Source organism: Kiloniella majae (assembly GCF_002118315.1).
GTDB classification, from domain to species: domain Bacteria; phylum Pseudomonadota; class Alphaproteobacteria; order Kiloniellales; family Kiloniellaceae; genus Kiloniella; species Kiloniella majae.
Genome location: NZ_MTSZ01000007.1, coordinates 135,542 through 151,920 on the forward strand (window position 1 = coordinate 135,542; position 16,379 = coordinate 151,920).

13 protein-coding genes and 1 riboswitch are annotated in these 16,379 nt (G+C 46.3%); of the genes, 7 read left to right on the forward strand and 6 right to left on the reverse strand.

Annotated features, from left to right (window positions below):
- Window positions 1–58 precede the first annotated feature (58 nt).
- Window positions 59–1,156, reverse strand: coding sequence for an FAD-binding oxidoreductase (locus BKB51_RS17445; RefSeq protein WP_276327684.1), 1,098 nt, complete (start codon window positions 1,154–1,156; stop codon window positions 59–61).
- 97 nt (window positions 1,157–1,253) lie between these two features.
- A complete protein-coding gene (locus tag BKB51_RS17450) occupies window positions 1,254–2,504 on the reverse strand; it encodes an aromatic ring-hydroxylating oxygenase subunit alpha (protein WP_085902402.1) in 1,251 nt (416 codons plus the stop codon).
- A 150-nt stretch (window positions 2,505–2,654) separates the two neighbouring features.
- Window positions 2,655–2,894, reverse strand: a riboswitch (cobalamin riboswitch).
- A 162-nt stretch (window positions 2,895–3,056) separates the two neighbouring features.
- Between BKB51_RS17450 and BKB51_RS17455 the strand changes: the two genes are divergently transcribed.
- The gene (locus BKB51_RS17455) at window positions 3,057–3,725 is read left to right on the forward strand and encodes an O-methyltransferase (RefSeq protein ID WP_085902403.1); all 669 of its coding nucleotides are present in this window, start codon (window positions 3,057–3,059) and stop codon (window positions 3,723–3,725) included.
- A gap of 42 nt (window positions 3,726–3,767) precedes the next feature.
- Here the strand turns inward: BKB51_RS17455 and BKB51_RS17460 are convergent, their stop codons facing one another.
- From BKB51_RS17460 to BKB51_RS17470, 3 genes are all read right to left on the reverse strand, one after another.
- The gene (locus tag BKB51_RS17460) at window positions 3,768–4,763 is read right to left on the reverse strand and encodes an alpha/beta hydrolase (RefSeq protein ID WP_085902404.1); all 996 of its coding nucleotides are present in this window, start codon (window positions 4,761–4,763) and stop codon (window positions 3,768–3,770) included.
- A gap of 28 nt (window positions 4,764–4,791) precedes the next feature.
- On the reverse strand, window positions 4,792–4,956 hold the full coding sequence (locus BKB51_RS17465; RefSeq protein ID WP_085902405.1) for a DUF3012 domain-containing protein: 165 nt from the start codon (window positions 4,954–4,956) through the stop codon (window positions 4,792–4,794).
- 139 nt (window positions 4,957–5,095) lie between these two features.
- A complete protein-coding gene (locus tag BKB51_RS17470) occupies window positions 5,096–6,052 on the reverse strand; it encodes a PDR/VanB family oxidoreductase (protein WP_085902406.1) in 957 nt (318 codons plus the stop codon).
- A 221-nt stretch (window positions 6,053–6,273) separates the two neighbouring features.
- Between BKB51_RS17470 and BKB51_RS17475 the strand changes: the two genes are divergently transcribed.
- From BKB51_RS17475 to BKB51_RS17490, 4 genes are all read left to right on the forward strand, one after another.
- Window positions 6,274–9,240, forward strand: coding sequence for an intermembrane phospholipid transport protein YdbH family protein (locus BKB51_RS17475; RefSeq protein ID WP_158090271.1), 2,967 nt, complete (start codon window positions 6,274–6,276; stop codon window positions 9,238–9,240).
- A gap of 101 nt (window positions 9,241–9,341) precedes the next feature.
- A complete protein-coding gene (locus BKB51_RS17480; protein ID WP_085902408.1) occupies window positions 9,342–9,572 on the forward strand; it encodes a YnbE family lipoprotein in 231 nt (76 codons plus the stop codon).
- Between the two features lie 25 nt (window positions 9,573–9,597).
- Window positions 9,598–9,933 (forward strand): YdbL family probable chaperone protein, encoded by a 336-nt coding sequence (locus tag BKB51_RS17485; RefSeq protein WP_085902409.1) that lies wholly within the window; start codon window positions 9,598–9,600, stop codon window positions 9,931–9,933.
- 179 nt (window positions 9,934–10,112) lie between these two features.
- Entirely contained in the window at window positions 10,113–12,296 is a 2,184-nt protein-coding gene (locus tag BKB51_RS17490) for an RNA degradosome polyphosphate kinase (RefSeq protein WP_085902410.1), read from the forward strand.
- Between the two features lie 156 nt (window positions 12,297–12,452).
- On the opposite strand, the gene glpK is transcribed toward BKB51_RS17490, so the two are convergent.
- Complete coding sequence (gene glpK, locus BKB51_RS17495) at window positions 12,453–13,940, reverse strand: glycerol kinase GlpK (RefSeq protein ID WP_085902411.1); 1,488 nt, start codon at window positions 13,938–13,940, stop codon at window positions 12,453–12,455.
- Between the two features lie 155 nt (window positions 13,941–14,095).
- Here glpK and BKB51_RS17500 point away from each other — a divergent pair, with 155 nt between their 5' ends.
- The gene (locus tag BKB51_RS17500) at window positions 14,096–14,860 is read left to right on the forward strand and encodes a DeoR/GlpR family DNA-binding transcription regulator (protein WP_125911869.1); all 765 of its coding nucleotides are present in this window, start codon (window positions 14,096–14,098) and stop codon (window positions 14,858–14,860) included.
- A gap of 300 nt (window positions 14,861–15,160) precedes the next feature.
- Window positions 15,161–16,168, forward strand: coding sequence for a type I glyceraldehyde-3-phosphate dehydrogenase (gene gap / locus BKB51_RS17505; protein WP_085902412.1), 1,008 nt, complete (start codon window positions 15,161–15,163; stop codon window positions 16,166–16,168).
- The last annotated feature ends 211 nt before the right edge of the window (window positions 16,169–16,379 follow it).

A 16,379-nucleotide genomic window follows, 5' to 3' on the forward strand; every position in this document is an offset into this window, starting at 1 on the left:
ATTTGCTGTTGTAACAGAGGTGACCTCACCCGAGGCCATCTCTGTTACAAACGAGAGCTTAGAAGTCGATAACAACGTCCCCTAGCGGGTTGGAACAACAGGCAAGAACATAGCCGTCATCAATCTGTTCCTGGGTAATTCCGCCGTTGTGAACCATGTGAACTTCGCCGGAGACCTTCTTAACCTTACAGGTTCCGCAAACACCAAACTGACAGGCACTCGGAATATGAAGGCCGGTTTTCTTGGCCGCGCTCAGGATGGTATCGGACTCTTGAACCCGCGTATCTTTTTTGGACTTTATGAAGCTAACGGATGATTTTGCATCATCGTCAATGATAACGTCATCATGATCAGGACGGTCTTCTTCTTCGATGATCGGCGCATCAAAACTTTCTTCATGGTATTGGTCCATGTTGAAGCCTGCTGCATTGAGAATATCACGAACGGCCTGCATAAAAGGAGCTGGTCCGCAGCAAAAAATCTCCCGCTCCTGATAATCCGGAGAAATCAGCTCTAGCATCAATTGATTGAGGCGTCCTGTATATCCGGTCCAGGCACCGTAGGGATCAGGCTCTTCACAAGCATAGGCGACTTTGATGTCGCTGACGCGTGCGCTCATACTTTCCAGCTCACGACGTGCAATGATATCCGAAGGCGTTCGAGCACAGTGAATGAAATGCACGTCTGTATGGGTGCCCTGATCAAAAAGCCAACGTGTCATGGATAGCGTTGGGGTAATGCCAGCACCGCCGGAAATAAACAGATATCTATCAGCTAAATGGTTATGCAAAGTAAAGAGACCAGCTGGGCCATGGGCTTTGATCTTATCGCCTTCCTTCAGGTTCTCATGCAGCCAGCGAGATGCAAAACCGTCTTTGTTTGCTTTGACCGTAATGGAAATTGACAAGGGACGTGATGGGCTGGAAGACAGGGTGTAAGTGCGGAGAACGGGTTTGCCATCAATTTCAAGTTCAATGGTGATGAACTGCCCGGGCAGGTAACGAAACCAACTGTTATCCGTGGTTTGAAAGCAAAAAGTTTTAACATCATGTGTGTCCTGAAGAATCATCACGCACTCTAGCATTTGAGAGTGGCTATCCCACGGCGTTGTTGTGTTTAAATCTCTGATAGCCTGCTTAACAGCCATGTCAGCCATTTTAGATTCCCCAATTATAGTTGCCCTTATGGACTTTATTGATTCTAGAGGGCGCAGTCCTTGCGCCCTCGTACCGATACAGTTTTAGATATTGTGTTTATTCGCTGGCAGCGAGTTGGAGTTTGGCAGGATCAAACAACTTGCCGAGCATGTGCGCGCTATACCAGTTGATGAAGTTGATAACCCCAAACTCGGCACCTTCAGCATAGGGACCGGGTTGGTAAGCTTTGGAATTGATGCCGAGTTGATTGTTTTCGGCCAATTCTCTGTCCTGATGGTTGGTCGCATTCCAGACTTTGACCATTTTCTCCAGATCGTAATCCACACCTTCTTCGGCATCTTCGTGGACAATCCATTTGGTGGTTACCAATGTTTCTTGTGGCCCAACAGGCATCACGCGGAAGACAATGGAATGATCACCCATGAAGTGGTTCCAGGTATTTGGCAAGTGCAGCAGGCGCATCGAGCCCATATCCGGATCGGTTAAATCCCCCATGAGCTTCTGACAGGCGACTGAACCATCCATGGTCATGGAGTGAATGCCCTCTGCCAATGGCATACGGACAGCACGGTATTCCAGATTGTGCGGGGTGCTTTCATGAGCGATGCCCAAAGCATCCCAGTCACTGGATTTTTTGGCGACCAGTGCCTTGAATTCAGGGGTTGCGCGGGGATCGTCGGTATTGTCAAATTCGAGAAGTGAATTCAGAAGTTCCGGGTGTGAGCCATTGCAATGATAACATTCGCGATTGTTCTCGATTACCAGCTTCCAGTTTGCTTTTTCGCTGATGGTGATTTCGCGGGCGACTTTGGCTTTGTCCAGCGCGTGCGGCTTCAAAAATGGTTCCACAGCTTCTTTAAAATGATCAAATGCGGGGGGATTTTCGTCAAGGCAGACAAAGATCATGCCGCCTGCAATGCCGATATTGGCTTTCCGTAAGGGGAAATCTGCGGGGTTAAAGCCTTCGCCCATGTTCCCGGCAAATAGTAAATTACCGTCAAGATTATATGTCCATTGATGATAGGGGCAAACCAGTTTTGCGGTGTGGCCTTTTTCTTCCAGACAGACTTTGGATCCACGGTGGCGACAGGTGTTATAGATCGCATGGATTTCGCTGTTATCGTCTCTGACAATAACCAGAGGATTGTCACCGATTGATAGGGTAAAGAAGTTTCCGGGTTTGGGGATGTCGCAAACCAGACCAGCAAAAATCCATGACTTACCGAATACGTGTTCCATATCAAGTTTGAAAAAATCCGGATCGTTATAGAACTCTCGCGGTAGGCTATAGTTCTGTTTTTTACTGCGAAGCAGATCAAACATCATGTCGTGGGCTGATACAGTCATCTCTCGGTCCTATCCAGCAACAAGCGCACCACTCAAATATCATTTTTGAGCAGTAAATTCTGACGAGCGACGGGGAAGGGAACAGCGTTGTCTCTGGCACGCTTTTATGCTGCTTAGAGATCAACAGGTCGTTCCAATCGCCCACCGCGACTTCTAGACTTGCCTCAGGCTGGTTTCCGGGCTCGAGAGGGCCATACTTTATGGCGGAGATCACATCCTTCCCAGAGTTTGATCCAGTGGATATCCTGTGGTCTCTATTCCTCTCCTACCGTTGCGGGGGCAGCGTCGGATTTGCGCTGTGGGACGTAAAGTTGCGCGGACCGACTTCCCAATTATTTTCATGAAATCAAGATTTTAATCTCATGAAACACCTGGAGGAGTTGTCATTTTTAAATTCATTACTAAAGCTGATTTTATGAAACCATGTCTCGTGGTCGCCTTGAAAAACGACAGGCAGATCGACGTTTGCGACACTGTAATTTATGCTTGTCGAAATAGGTCGTTGCTATGGTAAAAGGTGTCGTGAATGTTTGAAAACAATGGAATTTTTTTATGAATTCTCGCCATGTTTCTATTACGGATGAGTTGCAGGAGTATCTCATAAGCTTTGGGGGGCGCGAAGATGCGTTACTCGCCCGCTTGAGAGCTGAAACATTGCAAATGAGATTCGGCCATATGCAGGTGTGTCCGGAACAAGGGCAGTTCCTGTTCTTTCTTGTGAGGATGTTAAAAGCCCGATCTGTTTTGGAAATTGGTGTTTTCACCGGCTACAGCAGTTTGTGCATGGCCAAGGCATTACCCGATGATGGTGTATTGCTTGGGCTGGATAATCAAAAGAAGTTCACTGACATTGCCGAGGCTTTTTGGCTCGAAGCCGGTGTCGAAGACAAGATTGAACTCCGTTTGTGTGATGCTTTGGCAGAAGTTGCGAGACTGCAGGATAAAGGGCTTGAATTCGATTTGATTTTTCTTGATGCGGATAAAGAGCGATATCCTGAATATTACGAGGCTTGTCTCAAGATTTTGAAGCCGGATGGCTTGCTGGTGATTGATAATGTGCTTTGGTATGGAAACGTCGCCAAGACTGCTGTGAAAGAGCCGATTACAGACGCTATTCGCCAGTTGAATGAAATTGTTGTCAAAGACGAACGGGTAGAAATGGTGACACTTCCCTTTTCGGATGGCATGACACTTGTGCGTAAAAAAGACACCAAGCGCTGAGAAAAAACGTCAGGCTATATGCAGAAATCAGGAGTGGACGTTTTATGCGGATAGGTTTCTAAGGGCCTGCACAATTCTGGCAAAGGCCTTGGCAGCCCTTGGGCTACTGTGGCGGGCCCGCAGCCAACCATGCATCAGGCCCGGTTCGACAAGGGATTTTACCTGAACGCCAGTGGCTTTTAACTTGTCTGCATAATCAGGGCCATCGTCGGCCAAGGGGTCAAGCTCTGCTGCACTGATGAAGGCAGTTGGAAGTTTTGAAAAGTCGCCAGCTTGTGCCGGGAAAATTTTGAAATCCTGTTTATCTTCTTCGGTGGCTTTGTGCCCGAGATAATAGTCAATGAAGTTATCCAAGTCGGGCGTACTGAACAGCGGTGCTTGTGCCTGTGTGGTGCGTGAAGGAAGATTTTCGCTTGTCAGAGCTGGATATATCAGCAGCTGACCTTTGAGAGACGGTGCATTAAAACCGAGGAGGTTTATGTCCCTTGCGATAAGTGCAACGCTTGCAGCCAGCGATGCACCAGCTGAATCACCGCCGATGATTAAGCGGTCACTATCTGCTCCGAAGATTTCCGGGCTTTCTGTTATGGCCTGATAGACGGCCCAGCAATCATCTAAAGCGGCTGGATAAACATGCTCAGGGGCCAGACGGTAATCGACGGCGATAACCTGTACCCTAGCCTGGTTGGCAAGATCAGCCGTAATGGCATCGTGACTATCCAGATCGCCAAGAACCCAACCACCCCCATGAAAATATAAGAGAGTTGGATGTTTTTTAGCCGCATTTGGGGCCGTCTCACCAATCGTTTTGGCGGGTATTGTTTCGGTGGGGCGATAAACCCGGATAGGAATGTCGCCTTCCGGGCCCTCGACTGCGCCTTCGAGAACCTTAAGGCCCTCAGGGTGAGGGGTATTGTAGTGCTGACACATCAGATTGTAACTGGCCCTGATATCTTTCAGGTCACTTGTTCCTGGTGTGGAAAAGCTTTCTGATACAGAGACAAATTCCTGAAGTTCTTTATCCAACCCCTCACCCATAGGCGCACCTTTGTAGAATTAATGTGTATTACAGAATACAGTGTTTTGCGAAATCAGCGGCTTCATTCGCAGACCAATCGCCTTTTGGCTTTTCTTTCAACGCATCACACCATTCTGTGCTGCCAACTTCAGGTGAGCAGGCGCTCAGGCCTGTAATGAAAAGAGCAGCAAGGACAAGTTTAAAATAGGACATAAATTCCCCCGGAATAGGTAAAAGTGGTTAAAGGATTAAACTGCAAGCATGATAGGTCAGAAAAACGTTTGATGCTACCTCGTGATTTTACTTAAGAGGAAAACATCTTCTTTTACAGCATTGTATTGGCGAGGGGCGATTAGAGATCGAGTGTCAGGGTTGATGTCTTTGCCCTGGAACAGCACACCATGATTTGCTTATTTTCCTGTTTCTCTGCTTCGGTTAGTATCATGTCACGATGATCTGCTTCGCCATCAATAAGACCTGTTTCGCAAGTGCCGCAGATACCTTCGCAACAGGCATGATCTATAAATATTCCGTTCTCTTCCAGAACACTCAGAATGCTTTTGTCCTTGGGAATTTTTAACACCCGCCCTGTGCTTTGGATAATGACTTCGAAGCTGCCATCATCGTCTTTTGGGCCAATGTCTTCACTCACGGAGAAATGTTCAAATCTAACACTGCCCTCAGACCAGGGGTTGGTCGCCGATTTTACGGCATCCATCAGGCCGGTTGGGCCGCAGCAATATATTTGCACATTTGGTTCTGGTCGCCCGAACAAAGCCAATGTGTTGAGAGGGCCGTGAACATCATCGTAGGAAAGTACCACATGTTTCGATAGTTCTGTGGATCTCAACTCTTCGATAAAAGCTGCACGTTGTTCATTGCGGCATGCGTAATATAGCTGAAAAGGTTTGCCGATGGATTTCAATCGGCGGGCCATGGACATGATCGGGGTAATGCCAATTCCACCAGCAATAAGCTTATAGCGTTGGGCTGTCTCATCCAGCTTGAAGTTGTTTCTAGGAGCAGAAATTTCGATTTCATCGCCGATCTTGAATTGATCGTGGATGAGACAAGACCCACCACGCCCTTGTTCTTCTTTTTGAATACCAACGACGTATCGATTTCTCTCATCGGCTGAGTTCGATAAGGAGTATTGCCTGATCAAATTGTCGGGCAGGAAAAAATCAATATGTGCGCCGGGAGTAAAGAGAGGAAGAGGCTCGCCATCAGGGCTGACGAGTTCATAGGTCTTGATATTGAGGGCTTGATCCTTGATTGCATGAATAAGAACCTTGATCCTCTCTGCCATGGCCTCATTTGCTCCTGAAATATTGTCTATTTGCTTTTATAGGTGTGCTTTTATGTAACAAACTACAATATGTGATATTGCTTGACCACAAAGTGTTCTCGATTAAGTGTTTGTTTCTCTATTCAATTTCCATCTCATTATTCTTGAGTATCAAATCAATAGACACTTTCTTCCCACGTCTCCTGTGTTAATCTGAAAATATGATTGCAGGGAAAAATAGCTTGAGAAAGTGGGGGCGCAGGCTCTTGTGGTTTGGGGCGGTGATGCTTTTGATCATTGGTTCCGCAATCTATTATCGTCTCCCTCTTGCCCAGTATCTCTTGGATCAGGTTGCAGACAATCTGGCATTACCCGGCTTCTCTGCCGAGGTTTCTGAAGTCTCTCATCGTGAAATAGTTATTCAGAAGGTAGTTGTCGGGATTGAGAGCGAGGTTACCCTTGATCGTCTTGTTTTATCCTACGATCTGATGAATTTGTGGCAAGGTGGTGAGCTGGCCGTTGATCTGGACCGTTTGTCACTGTGGCTTGATGTGACTGGACAGGGGCCTGTTCTAGGGTCTTTAGACCGTTTGTTTGTATCTGACGGGCAAACAGAAACACAATCATCCTTACCTATACTCCCCTTTAGACCCGCGCTTAAAATCAATGATAGTAGCCTTCAAATCAAGACCGACCTGGGGGCAGCAGAGTTGCCTTTTGCTGTCGAGGTTCGGGGGCATTCGGAAGATGATGTACAGGGATGGGTAAGTTTTGAAGGTGGGCACTTAGCTGACTATGAGCCGGAAGAATTTTATCTCGGCGCAATTTTTTCGAGTTCTGATCTGCAAATTGACTGGGATATCAAGTGGCAGAAAATTGGCCTTTCTGGCGAAGGTGCGGCATCGTTTTTTCTGGATGATCCCGGTCTGAATTGGAATATTTTTGGTGATATAACGGGGAACATACCAAAGGCCTTCTTGCCGCTCGATATAGAACGTACCCGAATGAAGGTAAATCTGGATGGTGTCGGACAGATTGATGTCGGAGAAAGTCAGCCGTCGAAGTGGCGTGAAGCAGTTAATCCCCTAATGCTTCATTTGGGGCAAGCGACAGTGAATTTGACGGCAAATCTTGAGGCTGAAGGTCAGTTGGCTTCAGGGACTCGCTTTGATGGGCAGGTACCCTTAAAGCTTGCACAAAAAGGCCCGGAGACGAAAGTCAGTCTTGGAGATGTCGGGCAGTTTAATGTAACGAATTTGTCTGCCGATGAAGTTATTCCCCCTGTCATAAATCAAATGTTCGGTGCCTCCCTATCGGGACAAATCGATCCTGCCGAAACTACGGCCGCTTTTACTTTGAATGATGAGCGCCCTGTTGCAGGTAAGATTGGTGTTAAAATTCGCGGAGAAACACCTGTTGAGATCACGTCTCTGTCGCAGGTAACGGGAAGCGTCAGTCAAGGGTATGATCAAGTAGAACTGGAAAATGCGGCTCTTGATATTAGAGGAAAAGCACTGGAGCTTGCGGGGTATAAAATATCTGACGGAGCATTAACCGCCACTGTATCAAAAGGTGCGTCAGAGAGTTGGCGCGGTGACTGGAAAATCGAAGCAGAGGGTGTTGATAATACTCAGTCAAAAGAACAGGCCGATTATCTGCTAAAGGTTACACAAGGCACTGCAGGAGGAAGCTTTTCCCTAGATAAGGATAAGTTGATCTTTTCAAGGGGTGAGGGGCAAGTAGAGCTTGATAAATTCGAAGTTCCGGACGTTATTCGAACTCAGGCCAAAGGGCTTCTTTCCTTTAAAAATATTGAGAGTGAATTTGAACGTCTTCCGGATGCGGCAGATAATGCTGTTGAACTCAGAAGTGTTTCCGGTGACTTCCATGTTAAAGCGATGAAGCTCAATTTGATCAAAGAAAACAAAGATATCATCGTTTCAGATCTTCTGAGTAATCTTCGGGGACGCGAGGGAGACAAGTGGCATATCGGGACAACAGTATCTGAAATCGAATTGCCGGATCAAAAGCTAAAGATCAGCTCTGTTCGTAATGATATCTCTACGCCTTTTTTCCAACCTGCGAATGACTTTGATGTTAAGGCACTTATTCTTGATAGCCGATCGGAAGCAAACATCAAACAAGAAGATCCTGAACTTGGATTGCCCACATTTATTTTTAAGAACGAGACATCAGGCTCCCTGGAAAAGACGGCTTTGTCTGCTGATATCGAGCTCTTCGAAGGAACGCAGTTATTAAATCTTGAAGGGGATATGAATTTAATCTCTCTTAACGGAGATATTGAGGCGATTATCCCTCCGGTTTCGTTTAACGAAAACGGCATGCAGCCGAAGATACTTACTCCTCACCTATCTGATCTGAAAATTCTCGATGGCTCGGTTTCCGGGCGCGCTGAGATGAAACTGGATAAGGGCATTCCTGACGGGCATGGGTATCTGAATGTGGATATATCCGATGCAGAGATTAATGAACTTCCTTTTAAAGGGCTGGTTGGACGTTTTTTCTTTCAGGGCATAACAGAACCCGTTTTGCCGCCGGGACAGAAGCTTGAGATTGCTTTTTTTGACTCGGGCGTTCCGATTTCGGATATTCAACTGGTTTTTGGTGTTGTGCCGGAAGCGGATGATTTTATTGTTGATTTGCGTACTGCCGAGTTGATGATCGCCGGGGGAAATCTTGGTTTTGTGCCTCAAAAAATTCCCGTTCTAGCGGATCAAAAATCGGTACGGTTGAGAGTTGATAAATTGGATCTCAAAGAACTTTTCACGTTGATTGGGCGTGAAGATCTAAGTGGTACAGGGCAGTTAACAGGTGAAATTCCGATTAGGTTTGAAGGCGAACAAATTATTATCGAAAAGGGAGCCTTGGCAACAGAAGGGCCGGGTGTTTTACAAATTCGTTCGCAACTGATCGCGGATGCTTTGGCGGCGGGCGGTGAGCAGGTTGAGCTCTTGGTAAAAGCTTTGCACAATTTTGAATATACGGAACTTACACTGGATATTGATAAGCCCATCAATTCTGCAGCTCAGGTAAGTTTGGGGATTAGCGGGGCTAATAAAGATGTTCTCGACGGGCACCCTTTCCGCTTGAACATTAATCTTGAAACTAAGGTAGAGCCTTTGCTTGAGGTTCTTTTACAGGGACAAAAAATTTCAAGAGGACTGGTCTCCGGGCTGTTGAATAAATAAACAATGACAATGTTTGAAATGGTATCGAAATCGTCTGTAGGGGAAAAATGCCTTTCCCTTGCCTTATTTCGATGACTATTCTTCAGAGGATTTAATGATTAATGGCAGAGGATAACGCCTTGGGTGGCCTTCTGAATGAAAATATAAACAAGCAGCTTGTTCTTGTTACCGCGGTTGTTATGGGGCTTCAGGCTTGTACACCAACGGTTAAGGTTGAGGCCCCGAAAGAGCCAATTACAATTAACCTTAATATCAAGTTGGATGCTGAAGTACGTGTTCGTCTGGAAGATCAGGCGAAAAATGACATCAATAACAACCCAGATCTCTTCTAGATTGTTGGTGGAGGAAACTGAAACAATGATTTTTAAAAACATGAAAATGTTGAGAGTTCTGTTCTTGGCTTTTGCGTTTGCATCCGTCATTCCAACCGCCTGGGCAGCTGATCTTGATAGCTTGCGTAGCTCTGGTGTCGTTGGAGAACGCTACGACGGCCTTGCCGTTGCACGTGATAGCTCCGCATCTGATTTTGTATCTTCGACAAATGCGCAACGTACACAAATTTATCAGGAGCGGGCCAATAAAGAGGGCGTAAGTGTTAAACAGGTTGGTATGGTTTACGCCAAACAGATTATGAGTAAAGCACCAAGCGGCACCTGGTTCCAGGCCGAGGATGGTTCTTGGGTTCAGAAATAAAACTAATCTTATTAGAAAGCTAATCTAAGGTTTAAAGTTAAGTTTAAAAGCCCCGTTAAATGACGGGGCTTTTTCTTTGCGCGCTAATTGTCAAATTCCTTTGGTTAATCTGACATGAAAGTGAAACCTGACCTTGTTAATGCAATCAATCTGATTGTGTATGAGGTTAGGAATTTACGATGGATGATCTGGCTGTTGACCTTCCGGATGAAGGGACTGACGATTATGAAAAGAAAACGGATCATCCTGATTGTGATTGGCTGGCTATCAAATCGCCCAAGCGCTTCATTAATCGGGAACTGTCCTGGTTAGCGTTTAATTTCAGGGTGTTGGAAGAGGCCAGTAATCCACAGCACCCCTTGTTAGAGCGTCTGCGCTTTGCATCGATCTCTGCGAGTAATCTCGATGAATTTTATATGGTTCGTGTGGCGGGCTTGATGGGGCAGGTTGCCGCAGGTGTGACGAAGCTCAGTCAGGATGGTTTAACACCAGCAGAACAGCTACAGGAAATTTCAATACAAGCTGGTCGCCTGATGCAACAGCAGCAGGTTGCTCTACAGGATGTGTTTGCCAAACTTCGGGCCAAAAACGTTTTCCTTTTAAGCCCGGATGAACTTAATCCAGACGAAAAAGAATGGCTAACGTCATGGTTTCAGACACAGGTTTTTCCGGCGCTGACACCGCTGGCGGTTGATCCTGCTCACCCATTCCCTTTTATTCCGAATAAAGGATTGGTTCTGGCGCTGGAACTTTCTCGAAATCAGGATAATCGTCAAATTAATGGCCTTGTTCCTATTCCTCATAATATCAAACGTTTTGTGAAATTACCGGGCAATCAAGACCGCTTTATCGCCTTGGAGAATGTTATTCGTATGTTTATGGATACATTGTTCCCGGGGTTTGAGCTCTTGGGTGATGGCCTTTTCCGTATTCTGCGAGATTCGGATGTAGAGGTCGATGAAGAAGCGGAAGACCTGGTTCGAACGTTTGAAACCATGTTACGTCGTCGGCGTCGTGGCTCCGTTATCAGGCTTCAGATTGATGCTTCTATGCCGGAAAGTCTGCGTGCATTTGTTACAAAACACCATCTGGTCAATGAGAACGATGTTTTTGTCTTGGCTGGCATGTTGGGTATTTCAGATGTGTCCCAGATGATTGTGTCTTCGCGGCACGAACTTCTGTTTGAAAGCTATACGCCCCGTTTCCCCGAACGGATCAAGGACTTTGGCGGGGATTGTTTTGCTGCTATTCGGGCGAAGGACTTTATTGTTCATCATCCCTATGAAAGCTTTGATGTTGTTGTTCAGTTTGTGAAGCAGGCGGCTCGCGACCCGAAAGTTGTTGCCATTAAACAGACTCTTTATCGCACATCAAACCAGTCACCTATTGTACGGGCCTTGATTGATGCTGCTGAAGCGGGAAAGTCGGTGACGGCGCTGGTTGAGTTGAAAGCGAGGTTTGACGAGGCGGCGAATATTCGTTGGGCACGTGATCTGGAGCGCGCGGGTGTTCAGGTTGTTTATGGTTTTGTTGATCTGAAAACTCATTCCAAGTTGTCGATGGTGGTACGACGCGATGGTGATGGAATGAAAACCTATGTTCATTTCGGAACAGGTAATTACCACCCGATTAATGCAAAGATCTATACCGATCTTAGCTTCTTTACCTGTAATGAAGAGTTGGCGCGGGATGCGGCCTGTCTGTTTAACTTTACGACAGGGTCAGCGGCGCCAAAGGGGATGGAGAAGCTGGAATATGCACCAAATACCTTGCGCCAGCGGATCAAAAAAGAGATTGAATCTGAGATCAAACATGCGAATGCAGGGAAGCCAGCCGCGATTTGGATTAAGGTCAATAGTCTGGTTGATGCTGATATTATTGATGCGCTATATGAGGCCAGTAATGCCGGAGTGCAGATTGAAATTGTGGCGCGGGGGATTTGTTGTCTGAAAGCGGGCATAGCTGGCTTGTCGGAAAACATACAAGTGCGGAGTGTTGTCGGGCGCTTTTTGGAACATAGCCGTATTTTCTGTTTCGGTAATGGCCATGAGCTGCCGTCCCCAGATGCAAAGGTGTACATTTCATCAGCGGATTTAATGCCACGGAATCTTGACCGTCGGGTTGAAGTAATGGTGCCGATTGAAAATGATACGGTAAAGCGACAGGTGTTGGATCAGGTGATGTTTGCTAATCTACAGGACGAAGCACAGAGTTGGATTATGCAAGAAGATACGACCTTTAAACGCATAGAACCTGTTGGCGTAGGCTTTAGTGCACACAATTTCTTTATGACGAATCCCAGCTTATCCGGGCGGGGGAAGGCCCTCAAAAAGAGTATAGGTAAAAAGCGTCGTAAGAAATAATGCCTTTGGGGCGGTTAGTTTTTTTATGAATGCTAGACCTGCATTAAATAAGTCGCAGCAAAAGCCGGAACGTAAATCGTTCCGGCTTTTGTGGTTTCGTAAATAGTTGCCGTATGCTGAGATGAGCTGTGGTTCGTATCCAAACAGCACGTTTAATTATTGATATCTGGTTTTCTTGATCGCGAGATCCCAACCTTCAAGGTTCTGTTTTCTGGTTGCGTCATTCATTTCTGGCGTGAAGCTGCGATCCAGCTTCCAGTTTTCTTTAATGTCGTCGAGTGATTTATAAATCCCGTGCTGAAGGCCCGCGAGATAGGCTGCTCCCAGTGCGGTAGTCTCTGCGACAGCAGGTCTGTCTACTTCCAGATTTAGCGTATCGGAAAGGAATTGCATGACCCAGTTATTGGCCACCATTCCGCCGTCAACCTTCAAAGCTTTTGGCTCAATACCATCATCTGCCATCGCTTCAAAAAGATCTCTGGTCTGGTAACAAACCGCTTCCAGTGTTGCGCGGACGATTTCTTCTGGTCCGCTGTCTCTCGTCAGTCCATAGATCGAGCCGCGTGCATGGGGATCCCAGTAAGGTGCCCCCAAGCCAGTGAAGGCGGGGACAAGGTAAACGCCTTTATTATCCGGAAGGCTTTTGGCTATCGCTTCGGTCTCTGTTGCTGATTTGATTATCTTAAGGCCGTCGCGAAGCCATTGAACTGCTGCGCCGGACATAAAAATTGCACCTTCCAGCGCGTAGGATGTCTTGCCATTAATCCGATAGCCAATAGTGGTGAGCAGTCGATTTTTTGATGCCAGAGGTTTTTCACCTGTATTCAATAGGACAAAACAGCCTGTGCCATAGGTACTTTTGATGTCGCCTGCGTCATAGCAAGTCTGCCCAAAGCTTGCTGCCTGTTGGTCACCTGCAATACCCTGAACCGGAATGGGAGACCCAAATATATCTGCACTTGTGGTGCCAAAGTCAGCGGCAGAGTCTTTTACTTCAGGTAAAAGAGAGGCTGGAATATTAAACAGCTCCAGAAGGTCATTATCCCATTTGAGATCGTGAATGTTATAGAGCATCGTTCTGGACGCATTGGTAACATCTGTGGCGTGTACTTTACCGTCGGTTAAGCGCCAAAGCAGGAAGCTGTCAATGGTACCAAAGGCGAGTTCACCACGGTTTGCTTTTTCACGTGCACCTTTGACATTATCCAAAATCCAGGCAACTTTTGTTGCTGAAAAATAAGGATCAAGTAACAGGCCCGTTTTGGCGGTTACTTTGTCTTCATGATTTTGCTCTTTCAGTTTTGAACATAGTTCCGCTGTACGTCGATCCTGCCAGACAATTGCATTGTAGATCGGTAGTCCGGTTGACCTGTCCCAGATAACGGTTGTTTCCCGCTGATTGGTAATGCCGATGGTGACGACGTTTGCGCCTTTGGCTTGTGCTGCTTTCAGGGCCTTACGAGAAACTTCAAGTGTCGAAGACCAGATGGCTTCAGGATCATGCTCGACCCATCCGTCGTTAGGGAATAGTTGAGGAAACTCCTGTTGCGATGTTGCAAGGTTGTTGCCTTTGACATCAAAGATAATTGCCCGGCTGCTTGTTGTGCCCTGATCAATTGAAAGAATGTGTTGGTTTTCGCTCATTCCGGCTTCCCTTTTGACTCCCCTTGGATTTTGATCTTTACTTTCGTATGTTCGTTTATGAAAGTAAAGTGAACATCGGTTCCTTTTTTGTTGGAAATTGAGTAAAAGGGGCCAAGTGCTGATAAAAAGCGCGAATTTGTTAGTGAGGAATGCAGATGAATCTGGAAAAACTTAGTCGTCGTCAAAGGCAGATTCTTGAGTTGGCGAAGGATAATGGCTTCGTATCTATTGATTCAATGGCACAGGACTTCTCTGTTACCACACAAACAATTCGTCGGGATATAAATGAACTCTGCGATGCCAAGTTGCTCAACCGCTTTCATGGTGGGGCAAGTTTCAGTTCCTCTGTTCTCAATCTCGACTATACACAACGCCAAGGTATTAACGCGCAGGAAAAAGAAGGTATTGCTCAGTTTGTGGCGCGTGAAATTCCGAATAATGCGTCGTTGTTTATCAACATGGGAACAACGAATGAAAGCGTTGCCCAGGCTTTGATGGGGCATACAGGTTTGCGTGTCATTACAAATAGCCTGAGTGTCGCGCATATTATGAGCCCCAACCCCAGCTTTGAAATCATTGTTGCAGGCGGTGTTGTCCGGAATGTTGATCGAAGCATTATTGGTGAGGCGACGATTGATTTCTTTCGTCAGTTCCGTGCCGACTATGGTGTGATCGCCGTTGGAGGTATTGATGAAGACGGTAGTCTTTTGGATTATGACTATGGCGGTGTCCGGGTTTCTCAAACGATTATAGAAAACGCGCGGCACACACTACTGGTTGCTGATAGTAGTAAATACGGACGAAACGCTTTGGTTCGTTTGGGGCATCTGTCTCAGATCAATACATTGGTTACGGATAGTATGCCGACTGAACCCTTGTCTTCCATTATCAAGTCACTGGATCTCGAAGTTCTCTGCTAAAACTGGATTCTGTAGAGCTTTTGTAACTGAACATTCATAATCACTGGTGAGTTTGCGGTGATCATTTCGTTTTGCGCTGAAAAAATCGACTCTGATGTTGCTTGAATTTTCTATTAATATATTGATTTTAAATGATTATTTTTGTTGTTTTGTTTCGGTTTAATTAAACTCGCTATTCTTTGCGCCCAAAAACCATGTCATAAAATATTCACTTTAGAAAAATATAACTTGTGTTTATGTTCAAAAATGAACATTTTGTCATCAAGAGTTATAAATAACTAAGTCCCTGAGGAGCAGATTATGGCGGTTCGCGTAGCAATTAATGGTTTTGGTCGTATTGGCCGGCTTGTGATGAGGGCCATTATTGAATCTGGTCGTGATGATATTGAAGTTGTTGCAATCAACGATTTGGCATCAGCTCAGGCCAATGCGCATCTTCTCAAATATGATTCGGTTCATGGTACGCTTCGTAAAGATATTAAAGCTGACGATAAGGCTCTGATCATTGAAGGCAAGCGGATTGCTGCTTTGTCAGAACGTAATCCTGCTGATTTGCCTTGGGGCGAGCTGGGTGTTGATGTTGCTCTTGAGTGTACCGGACTCTTTACTGATCGCGAAAAGGCCTCTCTTCATTTGGAAGCTGGCGCAAAGAAAGTATTGATTTCTGCGCCGGGCAAAAACGCTGATCTAACGGTAGTTTATGGTGTGAACCACGATAAGATTGCGCCTGAACATACCATTGTTTCCAATGCATCCTGTACGACAAATTGTCTGGCACCTGTTGCTCATGTTCTCAATCAGTTGGTTGGCTTGGAAGAAGGCTTTGTAACTACGGTCCACGCCTATACCGGTGACCAGAACACTGTTGATACAATGCACTCTGACCTCCGTCGTGCCAGAGCTGCTGCTCTTTCCATGATCCCTACATCTACGGGTGCGGCCCGTGCTGTTGGTCTTGTTCTGCCAGAACTTGATGGCAAGTTAGATGGAACGGCTGTTCGTGTCCCAACAGCCAATGTTTCCATGATCGACCTCGTGTTCACGGCGGGCAGAAAGACAACTGCCGAAGAAATTAATGCAGCAATGATCGCTGCTTCCGAAGGTGCTCTCAAAGGTGTTTTGGACACAAATGATGAGCCTCTCGTTTCAATAGATTTTAACCACTCTCCTGCCAGCTCGACCTTTGATCTGACGCAAACCCAACTTGTTGGTGATCGTCTGGTTCGTGTCTTGAGCTGGTATGATAACGAGTGGGGGTTCTCCAACCGTATGGTTGACACTGCTGTCGCCCTGGGGCTTAGCCTCTAGGTCTACTTGATCAGGAGAGAGTAGAGGGCTCTCTCCTGATCTTTTTTTGTCCTGATTTTGTTGGTGGCAATAAAACCAGTGTTTTGTAGAGAAACATAAAAAGAAAAAAGTCGGCACGAATTCACGTGCCGTTTTCTGTATTCTGGTCCTGAGCTCGGATTTGAGGGTACAGTGCAATAGTTTCGTTGATCGAGACAAAACTGTCGTCGTT